General features: G+C 50.1%; 19 protein-coding genes. 17 read left to right on the forward strand and 2 right to left on the reverse strand.

Annotation, left to right across the window (positions count from 1 at the left end; genetic code table 11):
- The first annotated feature begins 68 nt into the window (after window positions 1-68).
- Entirely contained in the window at window positions 69-752 is a 684-nt protein-coding gene (locus tag CJP46_RS06540; protein WP_256992211.1) for a hypothetical protein, read from the forward strand.
- Between the two features lie 78 nt (window positions 753-830).
- Here the strand turns inward: CJP46_RS06540 and CJP46_RS06545 are convergent, their stop codons facing one another.
- Window positions 831-2,240 (reverse strand): amino acid permease, encoded by a 1,410-nt coding sequence (locus tag CJP46_RS06545; protein WP_094594747.1) that lies wholly within the window; start codon window positions 2,238-2,240, stop codon window positions 831-833.
- 216 nt (window positions 2,241-2,456) lie between these two features.
- Here CJP46_RS06545 and CJP46_RS06550 point away from each other — a divergent pair, with 216 nt between their 5' ends.
- The 5 genes from CJP46_RS06550 (at window position 2,457) to CJP46_RS06570 (ending at window position 7,290) form a co-directional block, all read left to right on the forward strand.
- Window positions 2,457-2,741 (forward strand): GNAT family N-acetyltransferase, encoded by a 285-nt coding sequence (locus tag CJP46_RS06550; protein WP_094594748.1) that lies wholly within the window; start codon window positions 2,457-2,459, stop codon window positions 2,739-2,741.
- Window positions 2,742-2,769: 28 nt separating this feature from the next.
- Complete coding sequence (locus tag CJP46_RS06555; RefSeq protein ID WP_094594749.1) at window positions 2,770-3,552, forward strand: NAD-dependent epimerase/dehydratase family protein; 783 nt, start codon at window positions 2,770-2,772, stop codon at window positions 3,550-3,552.
- Window positions 3,553-3,899: 347 nt separating this feature from the next.
- Window positions 3,900-6,248, forward strand: coding sequence for an RNA polymerase recycling motor HelD (gene helD / locus CJP46_RS06560; RefSeq protein ID WP_094594750.1), 2,349 nt, complete (start codon window positions 3,900-3,902; stop codon window positions 6,246-6,248).
- 71 nt (window positions 6,249-6,319) lie between these two features.
- On the forward strand, window positions 6,320-6,736 hold the full coding sequence (locus tag CJP46_RS06565) for an NUDIX hydrolase (RefSeq protein ID WP_094594751.1): 417 nt from the start codon (window positions 6,320-6,322) through the stop codon (window positions 6,734-6,736).
- Window positions 6,737-6,810: 74 nt separating this feature from the next.
- Window positions 6,811-7,290, forward strand: a complete 480-nt coding sequence (locus CJP46_RS06570) for a GNAT family N-acetyltransferase (protein ID WP_094594752.1) — start codon at window positions 6,811-6,813, stop codon at window positions 7,288-7,290.
- A gap of 95 nt (window positions 7,291-7,385) precedes the next feature.
- Here CJP46_RS06570 and CJP46_RS06575 read toward each other — a convergent pair whose 3' ends face one another.
- Window positions 7,386-7,610, reverse strand: a complete 225-nt coding sequence (locus CJP46_RS06575; protein ID WP_094594753.1) for a hypothetical protein — start codon at window positions 7,608-7,610, stop codon at window positions 7,386-7,388.
- A gap of 36 nt (window positions 7,611-7,646) precedes the next feature.
- Between CJP46_RS06575 and CJP46_RS06580 the strand changes: the two genes are divergently transcribed.
- The 11 genes from CJP46_RS06580 to CJP46_RS06635 all read left to right on the forward strand — a co-directional run bounded on the left by CJP46_RS06580 (window position 7,647) and on the right by CJP46_RS06635 (window position 19,461).
- On the forward strand, window positions 7,647-8,123 hold the full coding sequence (locus CJP46_RS06580; protein WP_094594754.1) for a hypothetical protein: 477 nt from the start codon (window positions 7,647-7,649) through the stop codon (window positions 8,121-8,123).
- A 235-nt stretch (window positions 8,124-8,358) separates the two neighbouring features.
- Window positions 8,359-8,859 carry a hypothetical protein gene (locus CJP46_RS06585; protein WP_094594755.1) on the forward strand — a complete coding sequence of 167 codons (501 nt, stop codon included), beginning with the start codon at window positions 8,359-8,361 and terminating at the stop codon, window positions 8,857-8,859.
- 4 nt (window positions 8,860-8,863) lie between these two features.
- Window positions 8,864-9,508, forward strand: coding sequence for a PspA/IM30 family protein (locus CJP46_RS06590; protein WP_179281053.1), 645 nt, complete (start codon window positions 8,864-8,866; stop codon window positions 9,506-9,508).
- Between the two features lie 214 nt (window positions 9,509-9,722).
- Window positions 9,723-10,340 carry a TetR/AcrR family transcriptional regulator gene (locus tag CJP46_RS06600; RefSeq protein ID WP_256992212.1) on the forward strand — a complete coding sequence of 206 codons (618 nt, stop codon included), beginning with the start codon at window positions 9,723-9,725 and terminating at the stop codon, window positions 10,338-10,340.
- Between the two features lie 19 nt (window positions 10,341-10,359).
- On the forward strand, window positions 10,360-11,583 hold the full coding sequence (locus CJP46_RS06605; RefSeq protein ID WP_094594758.1) for a cytochrome P450 family protein: 1,224 nt from the start codon (window positions 10,360-10,362) through the stop codon (window positions 11,581-11,583).
- Between the two features lie 301 nt (window positions 11,584-11,884).
- Window positions 11,885-12,652 (forward strand): ABC transporter ATP-binding protein, encoded by a 768-nt coding sequence (locus CJP46_RS06610; protein WP_094594759.1) that lies wholly within the window; start codon window positions 11,885-11,887, stop codon window positions 12,650-12,652.
- The gene (locus CJP46_RS06615) at window positions 12,639-14,570 is read left to right on the forward strand and encodes an ABC transporter permease (RefSeq protein ID WP_094594760.1); all 1,932 of its coding nucleotides are present in this window, start codon (window positions 12,639-12,641) and stop codon (window positions 14,568-14,570) included. The genes CJP46_RS06610 and CJP46_RS06615 overlap by 14 nt, the downstream gene beginning before the upstream one ends.
- 13 nt (window positions 14,571-14,583) lie before the next feature.
- Window positions 14,584-14,952, forward strand: coding sequence for a YxeA family protein (locus CJP46_RS06620; RefSeq protein ID WP_094594761.1), 369 nt, complete (start codon window positions 14,584-14,586; stop codon window positions 14,950-14,952).
- Window positions 14,953-15,007: 55 nt separating this feature from the next.
- Window positions 15,008-17,206, forward strand: a complete 2,199-nt coding sequence (locus CJP46_RS06625; RefSeq protein ID WP_094594762.1) for a M1 family metallopeptidase — start codon at window positions 15,008-15,010, stop codon at window positions 17,204-17,206.
- 93 nt (window positions 17,207-17,299) lie between these two features.
- Entirely contained in the window at window positions 17,300-18,013 is a 714-nt protein-coding gene (locus CJP46_RS06630; protein WP_094594763.1) for a response regulator transcription factor, read from the forward strand.
- Window positions 18,010-19,461, forward strand: a complete 1,452-nt coding sequence (locus CJP46_RS06635; RefSeq protein WP_094594764.1) for a sensor histidine kinase — start codon at window positions 18,010-18,012, stop codon at window positions 19,459-19,461. Before CJP46_RS06630 ends, CJP46_RS06635 begins: the two co-directional genes overlap by 4 nt.
- Window positions 19,462-19,568: the final 107 nt, after the last annotated feature.

Raw genomic sequence — 19,568 nt, forward strand, 5'->3', positions numbered from 1 at the left:
CCGTTGCCCCGGCCGATCCCTACGCTTTATAATTCTATTTAATAGATTCTGGTGATCAGGAGGTGGAGATGATCGATCAGCAGGAGTTTGGAAGATACGTGCTTGGTTTGATGGATGAAGAAGAGGCTGAGGAAACGACGGGGCCCATTGAGGAAGATATGTATTACGGCTATTTTCAAATCTATATGCCCAGCGGGAATGGGTTGGAAGCAACGTTCACGCCGCTCGAGGATGGTGACGTCTACTTGAAGCGTATCCTCCCGATTTATGAAATGCTGGATCCGCAGGATTTTCAAGGGGAAGGGATGCCCGGTTATTTTAACGGGAAATCTGATCATGTATCCGAAAAGGAGCTTAAGGATCTCGGCAAAAGTCATATCCTTGGCTTGAAGCAGCTAATGGAGGATCATGCCGAGTTGGAGGAAGCGGTGGAGGCGTCGACATATCTCGGGTCCATCCGTGAAGTCGAGATCGTTTCCGGCAGCGAAATGGAAAAAATCCGGCAGGAGTACGATCCCGTTGTGCACGAATCGTTGTTCGAACTGATAAGCGAGCATACCGATGATAATGAACCCGTTCATGTTTTAAGCGAGGCTTATTATTCCATCGCCTGCGACTATTGGATTTCCTATTATCTTCAATGGCATCGGTACGGGCTTGACGGAGACCCGCTGGCCGCGTATTTCGAGCTTTACCGGCTTGGGTATTCGGCGATTTTTGCGAACGGGAAGCTGTATATCGGTAAGCCGTAACTGTATCATCGCTGCTGCATTTCCGAAGCAAAAAAGGCGTCCATCCAAGATGGCCGCCTTTTGTTCATGCTCGAATGATCAATTGGATATTCTATGTGCCTTGCGTCTCTTGAACAGCAGCGGGTAGAACAGGATGCCGCTGATGATCAATGCAATCCCCAGCAGGAAGGTTTTTAAATCCGCCGTTCCCGCCACGATAACCCAAAGCGAATACAATGCCGCAAGCACCGCGATGATGCCCTCGGTTACCCGTTCTTTGGAAGCTGTAAAGGTTTGTCCGGTCCAGATCAGCTTAATATGATAGATAGAAGCGATCAAATAAGGCACCAAATAGGCCAGTGTGGCGATATAGATGATGAAATCGAACGCTGCCGAGATCGAGCCGGAGATGGTGGACAGCAGCAAAACCTGACCGACCGCGTTTGAGATCCATAATGACGACTTGGGCATGCCCTTCCCGTTTTCCTTGGAAAAGGAAGGCAGAAATACGCCCAGCTTGGCGGCCTGAAACGGCACTTCGGCGCTCAGCAGCACCCAGCCTATGGTTGATCCGAGCAGGCTGATCAAGCCCAGCGCAGCGAGGAGCTTCCCGCCGATCGGGCCCATCACGGCAGAGATTCCGTCTACCAGCGGATTCTGGGAAGCCATCAGTTGGTCCTGCGTAAGCAGTCCCATCGTCAGGATGCTGATTCCGACGTAGAGTACGAGGGAGATGAGCAGCCCGGCTATGGTTGCGCGGCGGATGTCCTGCTTGCGGCGGGCGCGGGCGGCAAAGACCATGGCGGATTCAACGCCGATAAAAGCCCACAGCGTTCCCACCGCGGCTGCATTGACCTGGGAGAGCAGGCCTAGCGGTTCACCGCCGTCATCGGTACGCGGAGCTAGGAAAGGGCCGATATTGCTTTTTTGAAAAGCGAACAAAGCAATGATAATAAAAAGGGCAAAGCCCACCACCTTGGTAGCCGTAGCGATAAAATTTAACCGGCCCGCGCCGTTCATGCCTCTCAGGCATATTGCATGCGTTCCCCACAGCAGAAGCGAGCAGACGAGGAACGTCAGCACATTGCCTGCCTTTAACGTCAATATTCCGGTATCGACCCACACCTTATCACTGGTCAGCACCGGGAAAAAGGTCGATAAGTAACTGGCAAAAGTCGTGATGACCGCCACAAACCCGGCGATATTACCGACCCAATATCCCCATGTGGACATGAAGCCGGCCAGGACAGAGCCGTGCGACCCTTCCCGGAACAGCTCTTTCGCATAAATTTGCGGTCCGCCGCTCAGTTTCGGTTTACGGACAGCCAGGCTGCCGAAGACCAGGGCCAGCATAAGGACTCCAAGCCCTGTCGCCAGCCAGGCCAGAATGACGCCAGCGGGACTGGCCGCCTCGGACAGCGAACGGGGCAGCATAAAAATTCCGGAACCGACCATATTCCCCACGACGAGGGCGGTCAATATCCAGAATCCCAATTTGTGTCTGGTCATGATGTAAAACTCCTTTTGATCGAATAATGCCTCGTACTTGAAATACACTGACAAGTATTTATCATACACTTTCTTCTGGTAAAGCACCAGAGTAAATTTCAGGGGGCATTTTTATCCCGTCAAGCCCTCTGTAGGTTTCGCTTGTCCCTGCGGCGGGGAAGAATAAAGAAGATAGAATATAGATAGAACAATTTTGCAGAAGGAGCGTGGGATTACTTGAGAGAAATTCGGGAAGCGGGTCAAGGATTCGTGATGGTAGAGGACGAGCGGCAGGTGGCGGAAATCACTTTCCAGCCCGTGGATGATCAAACGGTCGTGATTGATCATACGTATGTGTCCGAAGAGCTGCGCGGACAGCGGATCGGGGACCAATTGGTCAAGGCGGTTGTGGATATGGCCCGGAAGGAAGGCAAAAAAATTATCCCGGCCTGCTCTTTTGCCCACGTTCAATTCAAGCGCCATAAAGATTATAGAGATGTGTGGCAGCAAGAAGAGCTCTAAAAAAACAAACCGAAAAGAGGTGGACCGAATGAAGCGAAAAATACTCGTTACCGGAGCAGCCGGCCGGATCGGAAGCTGTGTAGCGGATGGACTTCGGTCATCAGGACGCTATGACGTGATCGGGACGGATATCCGTCCCGATCCGGAGCAAGGAGTCAGTAAGCTGGATATTACGGATGGAGCGGCAGTGTTGGAAGCGCTGGAGGGTGTCGATGCGGTACTTCATTTTGGCTGGGCAAAAGACGAAGATGACTTCCTCGGCAAGGTGCTGCCGATCAATGTTACGGGAGCCTATCACATATACGAAGGCGCCCGAAAAGGCGGCGTATCCAGGGTGATCTTCGCCAGTTCCAATCATGCCACCGGTTTTTATAAAGTAGGAGAGCATATCAAGCCCGAAGATCATCGGCCAGACAGCTTTTATGGGCTTAGCAAGAGCTATATCGAGCTTCTAGGCCGTTATTATTCAGATAAGTATGGAGTTTCCTCCATGAACATCCGGATCGGCAATTTTCCCGGAGACGACCGTCCGCACTCGGACCGTACTGCGCATATTTGGATCTCCGAACGCGATATGGTGCAATTGGCCGAATGCTGCATTGAAGCAGATTCATCGCTCAAGTTTTTGACTTTGTACGGGACTTCTGCGAATGATGACAATTATTACGATATCGGTTATTTGCGCGAAAAGATTGGCTATCAGCCCAAGGACAACGCAGCGGATGTGCTGGCCCGGCAAGGACTGGATGAAGACGATATCAAACAGGAGGAAGGGGTATATCAGGGGGGTCCTGGGGTGAAGAAAGAATAGGAAAAATGGGAGAGAGTCTAAATACAAAGGAGTTACGCCGTCTGAATACGGTGTAACTCCTTTTAACGTTTCATTTACATTACATGCGGTTGTAAAGCGAGACGGAACGTTTGCCTAAGTAAATCAAAAAACTCCGCCTGACGGAACGTTATTCCGTTGACAGGTAGAGTTAGGAAATAAACAAAAATAGAGTTGCCAAAATTGAAGCAACATGATAAATTAAAATATGCATCAATTATCATAAAAGTTTTAATCAGTATTTCCTAATTATATATTACACCAAAACGTCAACCCCGTCAACCCCCATTTTTCAGGTGCTCACGATTATTTCGTAAAGGAGTGTTCTTATGAGTCAAGAACTTAAGCAGGAGCAGCAGCGAGTGAATCAGGTGATCGGCATCATTCAAGATCAGATCGACCAATATGAAGAGTCAACGGCCCGCCGCCGGCAAGAGGTCGTGGACATCCGCAAGCATTTCTGGGAAGATGTCACGGTGAACACGGACAACTTTGACGATTTTCTCGAAACGATTATCAGCTTGCGGCAGCAGTCCGAGGTCCTTTCGTTAAGCCAGGGAAGCCACCGCCAGGCCTCCAAGCGGCTGTCCCAGCTTCAACGCATGCAGGATGTGCCGTATTTCGGGCGCATTGATTTTGCCGAAGAGGGAATGGGCGATACGGAACGGGTGTATATCGGGGTTTCGTCCCTCACGGACGCCACCGGGGAAAAGTTCCTGATTTACGACTGGAGAGCTCCGGTGTCAAGCATGTACTACGACTGCACGCCGGGTCCGGCTGAATATGTCACGCCCGGCGGGCCGATCCAAGGCATCCTGGAGCAAAAATGGCAGTACATCATCCGCAGCGGAGTTATCCAGTCGATGTTTGATACCCGGCTCACCATCGGTGACGAGATTCTCCAGCAGGTGCTCGGTCAATCCGCAGACACGCACATGCGGAGTATCGTGGCGACGATTCAGCAGGAGCAGAATCGGATTATCCGCCATGACAGCACCCGCCTGCTCATTGTTCAAGGTGCGGCCGGGAGCGGCAAGACGTCGGCGGCACTCCAGCGGATCGCTTATTTGCTGTACAAATACCGGAACCGCTTGACCGCGGACCAAATGCTCCTATTTTCGCCAAACGCCATGTTCAAGAGTTATGTCTCGAGCGTGCTGCCTGAGCTTGGGGAAGAGAATATGCAGCAGGTCACTTTTCAGGAGTATCTGAACCACCGGCTAAGCGATTCTTTTGACGTCGAAGACCCGTACACTCAGCTGGAATACGTCCTTACGGCTTCGGATGACCCCAACTACAACGTTCGGATGGCGGGAATCCGCTTTAAGGCGACGAAGGCATTTTTTGATAGGATCCAATCCTGCCGCCAAGCGTTGGAAAAGTCCGGCATGGTATTCAGGGACATTTCCTTCAAAGGCAAACCGATCGCTTCAGCCGAGCAAATCAACGAGAGATTTTATCGTGAGCATACGACGCTTCGATTTGTAAATAGACTGGAAAAGTTGTCGGAGTGGCTGAAGGAGCTGGTCAAAGCAGCGGAGAAGGCTGAGCGGCGAAAGCCTTGGGTACAGGACGCCATTGAGCTGGTCAGCAATGACGAGTATCAGCAAGCTTATGTGCATCTTCGCAAAAAGCACGGGATGACCGAAGAATCGGTGGAAGATGTGGATCTGGAAGATGTTCGCAAAGAACTTGCACGCCGAATGGTCCGCAGAAAATTCAAGCGTATTTGGCAAAACATTCGGGAAATGGGTTTTATCGATATTCCAGCCATATATAAGCAAATGTTTGTTTCGCATTTGGCTGCCAGCGAGGGTGGTGGGGCGGAACTTCCACCGGAATGGAACGAAATCGGCGAGATGACGTCTCATTTGCTGGACGAAGGAAAGCTTCTGTACGAAGATGCGACACCCTATCTGCTTTTGAAGGAGCTGATCGAAGGTTTTCAGACGAATGTTTCGATTCGGCATGTCCTGGTAGATGAGGCGCAGGATTATTCGCCTTTTCAATTCGAGTTTATTAAAAGGCTGTTTCCGGCGGCGAAAATGACGGTGCTTGGCGATTTCAACCAGGCTGTATTCGCTCATGCCGACGGTACGGATGACTTTGGTATGCTGGCCGAATTGTATGGACCTGAACATACCGATGTGATTCTCTTGAATCAAAGCTACCGGTCCACCAGACCGATCGTTGAATTTACGCGGGCACTCATCCCCGGCGGAAACGAAATCATACCTTTCGACCGGAACGGAAATACCCCCGTGCTCACGAGTGTCGCCGATGCGGATCAGTTACATCAATCCATTCGGCAAAAAGTGAAGTCATTCCGGGAGCAGGGACACCGGACCATTGCGATTATTTGCAAATCTGCAGCCCAAAGTGCATCCGTATTTGAAACACTCCATGATATAGATGACATCAAACTTATCACAAGCGGTTCGATCGAATATAAACAGGGGATCGTCGTCATTCCGGTATATTTGGCCAAAGGAATCGAATTTGATGCCGTGATCGTCTACAATGCTTCGGACGAAGAATACGGAGAAGAAGGTTTGCGTCGATTGTTCTACACCGCCTGCACCCGGGCCATGCATGAGCTGCAGCTGTACAGCATCGGCGAGCCGAGCCGCTTTGTTCAAGGGGCTGCTGCATGGATTGCGAAAGATTCAATTTCATGAATTGAAAACTACCCCCATTTCATGTATCGTCTAACACAATGGGAAACGCTGCATGTTGGGAGGACCATACCATGACGGGTAAAATCGTTGTCGTTTTAAAAGCTGTCGTCATCCATCAAGGCCGTATCCTGATCCTCAAACGTTCCGGTTCAGACGAAGTTGACGCCGGAGGCTGGGAAACGGCCGGTGGGAATCTGGAATTTGGCGAGGATTTGGAAACCGCATTGATTCGCGAAATTAAAGAAGAAGCGGGGATTCACGTTCGTGTCGATCGATTGCTGTTTGCAACGACATTTTTTACGGATCCGGGCAGACAAATCGTGCTTGTATCATATTTGTGCGGCACGGATGAACCGCGTGTAACCCTTTCGCATGAGCACGACGAGTTTAGATGGGCCACGAAGTCGGAGCTCGTTCAGTATTTACCTGAGGCGATCATCAGCGACTTTACGAAGCATGGCGTCTTTGCGCTTCCCGAATTGGTTTAATTCCTTTATCAATGCATGGGCGGACGATCTATATCGCATCTTATCCACTCAACGCCGCTGTAGGAGCGAAACATATGTATACTCACAGAGCATTATCCAAGATGGATTTAACAGACATTTGTGGGTTCCCGCAAACGGAACAGGAGCTGCTGTATGTAGGTCCAAGTTTTATTTTTCCGCTAACACCAGAACAAATATCGCATTCACTCATGAACCGCTTTGAACCAACCGTCGTTATAGAAGAAGAATCCGGCCAAATCGTCGCTTACGCTAATTTATACAACCATAACGGTCATGTTTGTTGGCTTGGCAACGTCATTGTCTCACCAAGTCACAGGGGGCGAGAAGCCGGTGAGTTTTTATTGCATGCCATGATGCACAAGGCAAAGGAAAACTACGGGGTGAGGGAGCTCTTCCTCTCCTGTCATCACGCGAATTCAAGAGGGCTGGCATTTTATCATAAACACTTCTTCAGGCCATTTGATTTGAAAATTTCAAAATTAGCTGACGGCCGCAAAATCATCACGGTACAAATGAAAAGAAATCTGGACTGAGTTTCAACGATTTAGAGAGGCAGCCGATTAATTACTAATAGCGAAAGCCCGCTATGCAGCGGGCTAGTTATGCTTGAAGTTTATCGAATCCTTCGTTAATTCTCCTTCTCGGCCGCTAGTATCATTCCCGAATATTCCAGAGCCTGGATTCGGTATGTGCCGCCACTTTCCATGAAAATTTGCCTGTCCCCGAGCTTGTATTCCTTACCATCCGCCGTTTGTACGTGGATCCCGTCTGGACTTGGATCGCCAATGTCAACGATGTGTATGGTTGTGACGATCGGCCCCTGAACGATATCCGCTGTTACTCTCCCCAGCAAAACTAAAGGCACTGCAGCAAAAGCGGGTGTAACTACATGTGGAATGAAGACGCCGCTCCACAAGTATGGGGAAGTTTAACCATTCAAGGCGTTAAAGTGGAAAGTGAGCGGTTCAAATTTTACTCGGACTGGCTGCCTCTTGATTCCGAAACCGTGCATCCGGACCAGTTTCCCTTTATCCACGAGGGGAGGACTTCCCGCCCGCTGCTTGTGGAGAGCCCTAAGGAAACGGCCAACGGTTACCATGCGGTTGTACCCGGCCAACAGGTGACGGTGATCGGCCGGGCGGTTAACGGACATTTGGAGCCCATCCATCTGCCCGGCGAGGATGAGGACGAGCAAATGATTTTGGTTGGAAGCAGTTTAGAGGAAATGATATCCAGCGAAAAGAAAACGCAGATTGGGGTCCTCATCGCCGCGGGATTGGTCACATTGTTCTTGGTGCCCGTGATCATCGGCTGGATCCGAAGATGGCTTCGGAAGCTTCATGCTTTTAGTCATAGAAAGATTTGATGAATGACGAATCCTCAGTGAACCTGAATAACTACGTTAGTAAATCAATGATCTGAATAGAGTATGCCGAAAGTCCGCGGAAACCGCGGGCTTTTTCGATTGCTTTAATACTCTTAAATTCCTTTCTTTCAAGATTAAGATTCGCTAAAGGTTGTTCTCTTAATCTATAGATACGCAAGGGACAAGGCATAACATATACATGACCAAAACGGATGCGGGAAAGGAGGTGAGTTTCTTGAAAAAATCCTCGTTACTTACCGGTATTGTGATCGGATCGGTTTCTGTCCTTCTCCTTGTGCTGCTTATCAAATTAAGCCTCTTTATTGGGCATGATGCGCCCGGCAGGAATGTGCATGGATTTGTTAAACAGGGACATCAAGTGTATCCGGGATTTAGTAGACCGGGAGAGCGCATGGAAGCGGAAATGAGCCCTGTGTGGACGGCACTTCTTCAGATCACCTTGATGATCGGCGGGATGCTTCTATTTTTGAAAAGCAAGGGAGGGCTCAAATGGGCCGGAGTCATTTTGGCTGCACTTGGCACACTCAGTTTATTCACCCCGCTATGGGGCGCGATTATTCTGATCGCCGCTTTCCTGCTATATAGAAGAATAAATAGCCAACGCAAATCGCCTATCTCTCAGGCGTATTCCGTGCCGCCGTTACCGCATGAGTTAAGCTCTGGCCGGGGACAATTCCTGGATGAATGGGAACGCAGACAACATAAGGAGGATTAATCATATGGGAATTTTTACGAGAATAAAAGATATTGCTGCAGCAGACATGCACCGGCTCCTGGATCAGGTCGAGGATCCCATAAGCATGGCGAAGCATTATATCAGGCAGCTCGAAGACCAGATCGATCAAGCACGGTCAGCGCTGGAAACTCAGATGGCTGCAGAGCAGCGGTATGATCTTCTGCTCGCATCAACCGCCGCAATCATCAACAAGCGTGAGCGTCAGGCGAAGTTCGCCGTTGAACGTAATCAGGACGACATTGCTGCGATCGCCATTCAAGAGAAGCTGCATCATGCCAAGCTGCATCAGACCTATACGGAGCAGCGCGAAACGGTCAGAAAACAAGCCGAAACGCTGCGCTCAGAGCTCAATAGGCTGCAGAAGGTGCATACAGAGCTCTCCGACAAGCTGACCTTTTTACTCGTTCGCGCCAATGCGGTGAATACGATTCGGGAAACAGCAAAGACCGCCCCATCCTCTGACATCAGCAAAATCTCGCGTGGATTTGAGCGGATGGAACAGAAGCTCATGTCCGTGGAAGCCGGGACTCTGGCCAATCCATCGGAGGACAAATTAACAGATTGGTCGCAGCAGCAGGAAGTTCAGGAGGAACTGGCCAAACTGAAAGCACCGAAGCAAAGCTGTTAATGCTGGAAGGTGGATGGTGTGTGGGCGGTTTACGCCTCAATCGCAATCGAGAATAGGCCGATTTATCCGAAAATCCTCGTTTCCTTGCGAAGCGGGGATTTTCATTTTATCCTTCTGCGACTACAGATGGATTTTTTTGTAATTTATATTGACCGAGAGGTCAGCATGCGGTATGATTTTGCTAACCAATTGGTCAGTAAAATGAAAAGAGGTGATGAGCCTGCCGATACAGCTCTATGAACGGGATCAGATTTTGCAAGCCTGCTTAACCGTGTTTGCCCGCAACGGCTACAAGAATACATCAACGGAAATGCTGGCGGATGCTGCCGGTATTTCCAAAGCTTTAATTTTTCATCATTTCACGAGTAAGAAGAAGCTGTATCTTAGCTTAGTTGACCACTGCTTCGAGAAAGTCCGTTCCGGCATCCATTACAATGAGTGGACGGAGCACACCGATTTTTTTGCAGCCATCACTCAGTTAAGCCGTGCGAAACTCGACTATTTTCGGGAGCACTCTGATGAATGGAAGTTAGTATATGAGGCGTTTTATGCCACTCCAGACGGCTTGAAGGAGGAAATCGGGGATAAGTACGGTCAGGTTAGCGAAGCCCGCCACGCGATGCTCGTACAGCTTTTTGACAAGGTGCAGCTTCGCGAAGGCGTAAACCGCAAATATGCATTTGAGCTCGTCATGGCAATAACCAGACATTTCGAAACGAAGTTTCTGAAGGAGACGACCGGTATGAGTCCAATTGATGAAGCCTATACCCGCAGCCTAATGGAGGAATTGGAAGCTTTTTGCGATATGATCCGATACGGTATGGAAAATTAAAGTGAAGAGGTGAGCGGCCGTGAAAGACATAACAAGCAGCGATTTTGTGGCGCCGGAAACGATGCGTGATTTCAATGCGTTCTACCAAAAGCTGGCCCAACGTCAGGAAAGGCTTTACCGGCTTGACGACTTTTTTGGCATGGGCGAAGCTTGGGTGGCTTTCCGGTATGAGGATGTCTCGGCGATTCTGAAAGATCCCCGGTTCCTCTCGGACCGGCAAAAGTACCCTTCACAGCAGAAAACTTCACCTGAGAACAGCTCCGTCAATGAATTGCTTGAATGGTTCAAAAATATGCCCAATATGCTCACCGTGGATCCCCCAGACCATACCCGGCTCCGGCGCTTGGTCTCCAAAGCATTTACGCCCCGTATGATTGAGGAGCTTCGCCCGCGAATCCAACAAATCGCTGACGAGCTGCTGGATCAGGTGTCCAGCCGGGGCGGGATGGAACTCATTTCTGATTTTGCTTATCCGCTGCCGATCATCGTAATCTCGGAAATGCTGGGGATTCCCGGTCATCATCAGGCTCGTTTTCGCGAGTGGACCCACAAGCTGGCCCAAGCCGCGTTGAACCCGGGCCAAGCAAACTTGGTTCAAGAAGCCCTTCAGGAGTTTATGGACTACATCAAATCATTAATTTCCGAGAAGAGAGAGCGCCCCGGAAGCGATGTCATCAGCGGTTTGCTCCAGGCGTACGACGAGGGAGATAAGCTCAACGAGAACGAACTGCTCTCCACGATATGGCTGCTCATTACGGCAGGACATGAAACGACCGTGAATCTAATCGGTAACGGAACCCTGGCGCTGCTTCAGCATCCAGAGCAAATGCGGCTGCTTCGGGAGGATCCGGCACTTCTGCCGGCTGCGGTTGAAGAGCTGCTGCGGTATGCGGGTCCGGTTATGATTACGAGCCGTTACGCGGACGAAGATATCGAGATACACGGCACACAAATTCGAAAAGGCCAAATGGTTGTAGTTTCAATGGCTGGAGCGGATATGGATGCAAGCCGATTCGATGGGCCAGAGCGGCTGGACATCACAAGACAAGAGATCGATCATTTGGCGTTTGGCAGAGGAATCCATCTATGCTTGGGAGCGCCCCTTGCCCGAATGGAGGGACAAATCGCGTTCGGCTCGCTATTACGGCGTTTCCCCAACCTGCGTCTTGACGTTAAACCGGAGGAACTGGCATATCATTACAGCACGCTGCGATCGCTCGTTAGCCTTCCCGTCAGCTTCTGAAGCTGTTTCATATCCATGTTAGAGGAAAGTCCGCGATATGCGGACTTTTTTCTTTACCCTCATATCTTGGATCAACTCGTCTGGAAACAGGCGAGTTTTTATTTTTGACGACGATAGCCCATAAAGGGCATCCATCCGAAGCATCACCGAGTTACACGGAAACTCTTTCCGTTTTTTTTGCACCTTCTATCAATTTAAGGTTCCTGTAAGGTTGGGATTAACATGCTGAAAGGTTCGGGATTTAACATAAGGATGTAAGTGATAAGGAACGAAAATACAGCACAACTGAAGGAGACACCTCATGAAAACGATACTGAAAGCGGAGAACGTCAATAAATCCTTTGGCACCAAAGGAAACCAATATACGGCACTGCACGATATCAACCTTAGCATCGATGAGGGAGAATTCGTCGGCATCATGGGACCATCCGGTGCGGGAAAATCCACACTGCTGAACATATTCTCGACGATTGACACGCCGACGTCCGGGAAAATCATCATTGACGGGCACAACATCGTGACCATGAATGAGGAGAAGCTGTCCGACTTTCGCCGGAATAAGCTCGGCTTTATTTTTCAGGATTATAACCTGCTCGATACGCTCACAGTTAAGGAAAACATTCTGCTTCCGCTGGCTCTGTCCAAAGTACCGGTGGCCGAAATCGAACGGAGGGTCCACGAGATTGCCGACACGTTCGGAATCCGTGAAATCCTCGATAAATACCCGTACCACATCTCGGGCGGACAAAAGCAGCGGGCGGCGGCTTCGCGGGCGATCGTGGCCAATCCGAGCCTGATTTTGGCGGACGAGCCGACCGGCGCGCTCGATTCGAAATCGGCAACCCGCCTGTTGGAGAGCTTGAGCAGTCTGAATCAGGCTAATCATTCCACCATCATGATGGTCACGCATGATGCGTATGCGGCGAGCTACTGTAAGCGGGTCATTTTCATCAACGACGGTCTACTGTTTAAGGAGCTTCATAAGGACGATATGTCGCGGAAGCCGTTTTTCGGGCAAATCCTTGAGGTACTGGCGACGCTTGGAGGTGAGGAACATGACGCTGTTTAATATCGCCGGGAAAAACATCCGGAATAACTTCAAAAATTATTTCTTATATTTTGCATCGATGATTTTCAGCATTGTCATCTATTTTACGTTCGTGTCGTTAAAATACGATCACACCATTCAATCGGCATCGGACGGGTCGCCGAAAATCAGTTCAGCGTTCAGCGGAGCGGCCGTCGTTCTGATCGTCTTCGTCGCCATCTTCATCTGGTATTCAAACTCGTTTTTCACGCGCAAGCGTAAAAAGGAAGTCGGGCTGTATTCATTGCTCGGCGTCCGCAAAAAGCAGATCGGCCGGATGCTCTTTTATGAAAATTTCCTGATGGGCGCTTTGGCACTGATCGTCGGGATTGCGCTCGGATCCGTGCTCAGCCGCTTTTTTGTCATGCTTCTGATGAAAGTGATGGGTTACGATGCTATGCCGAACTTTGCCATTTCGCCGGCAGCCGTCCTGAATACGATTATCGTGTTCTTGGTCATCACGCTGTTCACTTCGGTTCAAGGCTATCGCCTGATTTATCGGTTCAAGCTGATCGAGCTGTTCCGTGCGGACCAGGAGCGGGAGAAGGAACCGCGGTCATCGATGTGGATTGCGCTTCTATCGATTTTGCTTGTTGGTTTCGGCTACTGGCTTGCGCTGCAAAACATGCTGACGTCAGAGGCATGGAAGACGATCGGTGTGCTGATGACCCCGCTGGTTATCCTGGTTTCGGTTATTCTCGGCACGTATCTGCTGTTTAACACATTGACCGTTACGCTGCTGAAGCTCGCCCGCAAACGCAAAAGAACCTATTGGCAGGGACTGAACCTGATCGGTACTTCCCAGCTTTTGTACCGGATGAAAGGGAATGCGCGGACGCTGACGATCATCGCCGTGCTGAGCGCAACGACGCTGACGGCGGTCGGAACGGCATACAGCCTATATTATAACAACCGGATCAATGTGGCGCTGGCGAATCCGAACAGCTACATGTTTATCGGGGGGGACAAAGCGGCAGAGATCAAAGCGAATCAGGCTATCGAACAAGCTCCGGGGCACAAGGTGATCTACCATGAGTCGGTTCCTTTGCTTGAAGTGGATGCTGACACTACAGGTCTGGGGCAAACGGCCGGCTCCAATGAACAGACGTTTACGGTGATATCGAACCACACCTTCAACAAGCTGGCCAAGCTTCAAGGACGGGGTGACGTGCTCAGTCTTCAAGGCAGCGATGCCGCGGCTCTGGAGCCTGGGTATATGAAGGGGATTTCGCCGGCATATGAAGGATCCACCATTTTGCTGACTGGAAAGGGAATCCATGAAAACATCACTTTTACCGCATTGAAAACATACAGCATGCTGAACCTCGGGACTGTCTATTCAACCATAGTCGTCAGCGACGATTTGTTCGCGGCGCTCCAGCCGAAAGCCAAGAATTTGACCGTCCAAGCGTACGAAATTACGCATCCGGACAAGGCAAAGGAACTGACCAAACAATTGGAAAGCATACTGCCGGAGACAGCAGAGCTATCGAGCTTCTATGACGATTATGCACGGGGTATGGAGTCCACCGGGCTGATGATCTTTATGGGCGGATTCCTTGGACTTGTGTTTCTGGCGGCGACGGGCAGCATCATTTACTTCAAGCAGCTGACGGAAGCAAGCAGCGACAAAGCACGCTATTCGATTTTGCATAAAATCGGCGTCAAAAAGAGCGAGATCCGCAAATCGGTCGCCAAGCAGGTGCTGTTTGTTTTCGCCTTGCCCCTTGCGGCCGGCATTGCCCACTGCGCCGTGGCTTTATCGGCATTATCGAAGCTGATGATGACCAGCCTGGTCGTGCCTGTCGTCAGCTGCATGGGCATTTATATTTGCATTTATCTCGTTTATTATTTCCTGACCGTCAACAGCTACTACAAAATCGTTACGAATGTAAAATGAGGAGTGGATTGATATGAAAAAAGGACTCATTGCCATCGCGGTCATTCTGATCTTCTTGGTCGGATTCGTCGTATTCATCCAAAACGTGAATTTGAACCGCCTCGGCGCGCAGCAGTATTATGTGCAGATTAACCAAGACGGAAAGCGAATGGAAGACAAAACGGACAGTGGTGAGAAGTATGTCTATTACGAATACACTTTGGATGGTTTTAATCCAAGCGGGAAGGAAAAAGATCTGACTTTTACGGCGCATAAGGAACTGCGCAGGGACGCTTATTTGCGGATTTATGTAAAAGGGGATGAGGTTAGTTCCTACCAGGAAGTGAAGGCCGATGAACTGCCGGAAGGAGCGAAGCAGAAGCTGAACGATGCGGGGAACTAACCTCTCTGCGTGAACCACGATTTACAGTAAAACTCACAAAAGAGGAGAGAATCCAATGTATCGTACAACCTTAAAAGCCGTATCTCAAAAAGCGTTGGCCTATTCGCTGGCTTTTACGCTCGCAGCTTGCCCCGTCGCAGGCTCCTCTCAGGCGCTAGCCGACCCGGCGACACCAACTGCCTCGTTCGACGAATCCGTACAGGTACATGCTCCGGTCCAGTACCGGATCAACGCGCGGTTGGATGAGAACACGATGCGCATCCAGGGAAGCGAATCAGTCACCTACCGGAACCTGTCCAAGGATACGCTGCAGGAGATCGTATTTCACACGTTTGCCGATGCGAACCGGTCCAAAGCGACCCAAACGTCGATGTTTGAGCGAAATAATGAGGAGATCCGGAAGGGAAATCCGCAGAAGAAGCCGGAAGACTTTCTTGGTGGGATCGACATCCTGAGCTCCAAGGTCAACGGGCAATCCGCGGAGTTTTCAAACAGCAACCAGGCATTGACCGTTCAATTGAAGCAGGGATTAAAACCAGGCGAATCGGTGACGGTCCAGATCGGCTTCGATGTCAAGATTCCGTACGGGATGCAGCGTTTGTCGTATTACAAAGATATCGTGAACGGCGCGCATTGGTTCCCAGTTGCGTCGGTCTATGACGCTAGCAAGCATGAATGGGACAAAACGCCTTACAGCAAAACCTTCGAAACCGATTATTACGACGCCTCGGATTATGAAGTACATTTGAATGTACCCGACTCCTATCAAATCCTGATGCCGGGGACCATCACGACGCAGGAGGTTTCAGGGGAACCGGGGAGAAAAATGGTTAACGCGACAGCGGATAACACCCGGGAGCTCGTCTTTTTCGCCAGTCGGAATTATAAGGTGGAGAGTGTCACGCGTGACGGACTAACGGTTGAATATTATTATTTTGCTAATATGCCGGATAAGAAGAAACTTGTGGATGAGTACATCGACGCTGCTTTTGATGCGATACATTTTTTTAACGAAAAATACGGCAAGTACCCTTATCCGGAATTCCGAATTGCGGAATCTTATGTAGAGGGGGTTGCTGTTGAGTTTTCCCGGGTCATTCAAATGGGGCAAGTCGCTCAGAACAGCGATCCGGCGCATGATGACGTATTCGTCCATGAAATTGCCCATCAATGGTTCCATGCCCTGATCGGCAACAATTCGGAGAAAGAGTCTTTTTTGGATGAAGGATTTGCCGACTTCTCAAAAGCATATTTTGCGGAAAAACGTGGCGATACGCTTGGCGGGTTTCAATCGATCCAGATCGATGACTTGTCTTCCATAGACAAGCCGATTGCTTCCACCAATGAGGAAGCTCAGGACGAAGAGAACCCGGTCTTTTACGGAAAAGGACGTCAGGCAATCTACCAGCTGTACCGCATGGTGGGTGAGGACCCATTCGATGCGTTCATGAGGGAATATTTCAAACGCTACGAATATAAAAATGCCACGATCGACGGCCTGCTGCAGACGATTCAGGATACGCTCGGTACGGAAGCGCGGCAGGAAATGGACCGGGCACTGCATGACCCGAATTTTACTTTAAAGCCTGAATTCCGGTTGTCCGAGGCGGAAGAAACCGCCTATTGGCATGAACAGTTCAAAAGCATATACCATTCGTCTCTGTCCCAGGTACCTAATCTTGGAGCGGAAACCATGAGCCGCATCGTGGATAAAGCGCTTCAGGGCGAACCGCTGACGATCGTGATGAGCGACCGGGCAGACTATACCGCAAACAAGCAGGAGCAATCGATGCTGAAACAGTTGCAGGGTTCCCTGCAGTTGATGGGAATTCAAGCCGACGTCATTACGGAGCGTCAAGTTCTCAAGAAGCAAATGGAGAAGGAACTGGCCGCCAGCAACATTATCGCCATCGGCAGAGCCGGGTCGAACGGCTTGATCCAGGCGCTGAAACCCGGCATCATGCAAAACGCAAAGGCGATCGGGTTGAACTGGACAAGCTTGATGGGTCAAAAAGCGGCTTCAGGCGCGTATATCATCAAGCATCCTTATAACCAAAACCGACTGCTGCTGCATTTTTTCTGGAACGGAAAGGCGCTCAGCGAACCGGCTATGAAGGTTTATCCTGCTCAGATGCTAAATGCACTTAGCTTCAGCACGGATTACTACCAATATTATGTCATGGACCCGTCAGGCAAAATCACGTCAGACCGGAAAACCGCCAACCCCATGTCTAAGTTTTTCGCGCAAGAATGAGGCGGGCAACGTTTCAAAAAAGGACGGCGGCTTGAAAATAGAGTTATAGTAGATGGCAGGGTGGAAATGATGTAGAAAGGAGGTACTGATCGCATGCCGCAGAGTCAGAAAGTACTGATCGTCGATGATGAGGAAGATATCGTTAAGCTTTTGAAAACCGTTCTCCTGAAAGAAGGATTTGAGCATGTGTTTACCGCTTTTTCCGCGAATGAAGGCTGGCAGCAGTTTCAGGACAAGCGCCCTGACGTCGTCATCCTGGATATTATGCTGCCGGACGGAGAAGGCTATGACGTCTGCAAGCAAATCCGCAGCGTTTCGAATGTACCGATTTTTTTCCTATCCGCCAAGACAGAGGAAATCGATAAAATACTCGGATTTGCCATCGGTGGCGACGACTACATTACCAAACCGTTCAGCCCGAAGGAAGTGGCATACCGGATCAAAGCCCGGTTTCGCAGGCAGGAAGCTGCCTCTGAGGATGTGGAAAGAGAGCATATTGTGCAAGCAGGCCCGTTTGTGCTTGACGAGCAAAAAATCGAACTGAAGAAAAACGGCGAAATGATCGAGCTGAAGCCGAAAGAGCTGGGTTTGTTCACCCATCTGCTGAAGCACCCGAACCAGATCATCAGCAAAGAGAGCCTGTATGACCAGGTGTGGGGAGAGGACTCTTTCGGTTACGATAATACCGTGATGGTCCACATTCGGCGGCTCCGGGAAAAAATCGAAGACGATCCTTCCAATCCGCAGTACTTGGTCACGGTAAAGGGACTGGGGTACAAGCTGGCCCTGGAGGGCGCGAAGCGATGAAATGGAGGCTCACCGGAAGGTACCTGTCATCCGTGGTTCTCATCGTCGTCATCGTCATTTTTATGAATATCCTGGTTGTATCCGGCATTTATGCCAACCAGTTTGCCTTTCCTCATTTTTCTTTTCAAAATGAAAAAAACAATCCGGAAGCGATCACCCGGTCGTTCGGCAAAGAGATCATGTTCGCCGATTCGGGGATGACGGTGACCGGAGAGGGAAAGGAAATGCTTGACCGCAATCAGGCGTGGATCCAAGTTTTGGACGAGGACGGCCGGCAGGTGTACGGCTACCATGTACCCGCGGATGCAAAAACCAAATATACGCCGATGGATATGGTCCAGACTTACAAGTATATGGAAAAAGAGCTTATGTCGACCGTTTTTGTCGGGGAAAAGCAGGGGAAACAGCAGCGCTACAGCTATTTAATCGGTTTTATGAATACTTATATGGAGCGGAATGTCCTTACATATGACATTCGCTCCGTTGTACGCTTCTTCAAAATCGGAAGCTTGGCCGTCATCGGTGTCGACGGGCTCATCGCGCTGTGCATCGCTTACCTGTTCAGCAAAAGGCTGACCCGTCCGCTTCGTACCCTGATCGATGCGATCAAGCAGCTTGCTCATAAAAAATACGGGATTCATTACGAGCCCAAAGGGGTATACAAGGACGTGTTTCATCATGTCAACCTGCTGAGCGCGGAACTGAAAGCGAGCGAGGCCGAACGTAAAAAGCTGGACCGCATGAAGGAAGAATGGATTGCAAACATCACGCATGATATCAAAACGCCGCTGGCTTCGATCCAAGGATACGCCGAAATGATGAGAGACAAGGATTATGAGTTTACGACCGGAGAAATGCAAGATTACGCTGAAATCATTGAACGGAAATCCCACTACTTGAAAGACGTTATCGAGGATTTGAACCTGTCCACCCGCCTTAAAAACAAAAATATCACGCTCAACCTGAAAAGCGTCAATCTGGTCAGCCTGGTACGCAGCGTCGTCATCGATGTGCTGAATGATCCCCGCTACAGCGGCCGGAACATCGATTTCAGCTACAGTGAAGAGACGATCCAGGAAAAAGTGGACGACCTCCTCATTCGCAGGGCAGTCAGCAATTTGATATACAATGCGATGGTTCACAATGATGAGGATACGGTCATTGAGGTGGGGGTTGCAAGAACGGCGGGTTCGGTGTCGATTATCGTAGAGGATCATGGGAAAGGCATCCGTGAAGAGGAACTGGAACGGATTTTTGACCGCTATTACCGCGGGACCCATACGGGCGAGCAGCATAAAGGCTCCGGACTGGGTATGGCTATTTCGCACGATATCGTCAAGGCGCACGGGGGAGAGATCCGCGTCACCAGCGTGCTCCATCAAGGAACGAGGATCGAAATCAGGCTTCATCTGCTTGCAGAAGTTCACAGATCCGATGAGATCTTATAATATAAAGACGACGTTTCAAATCGACGACCTCGGTTTTCGCCTGGCTCGTTCGGTTTTCTCTCAACAGGCGGGAGAAGGGCAGTCATTCGGATAGGTAGCCTGCCTCA

The organism is Paenibacillus sp. XY044 (assembly GCF_002257645.1).
Classification (GTDB): domain Bacteria; phylum Bacillota; class Bacilli; order Paenibacillales; family Paenibacillaceae; genus Paenibacillus_AQ.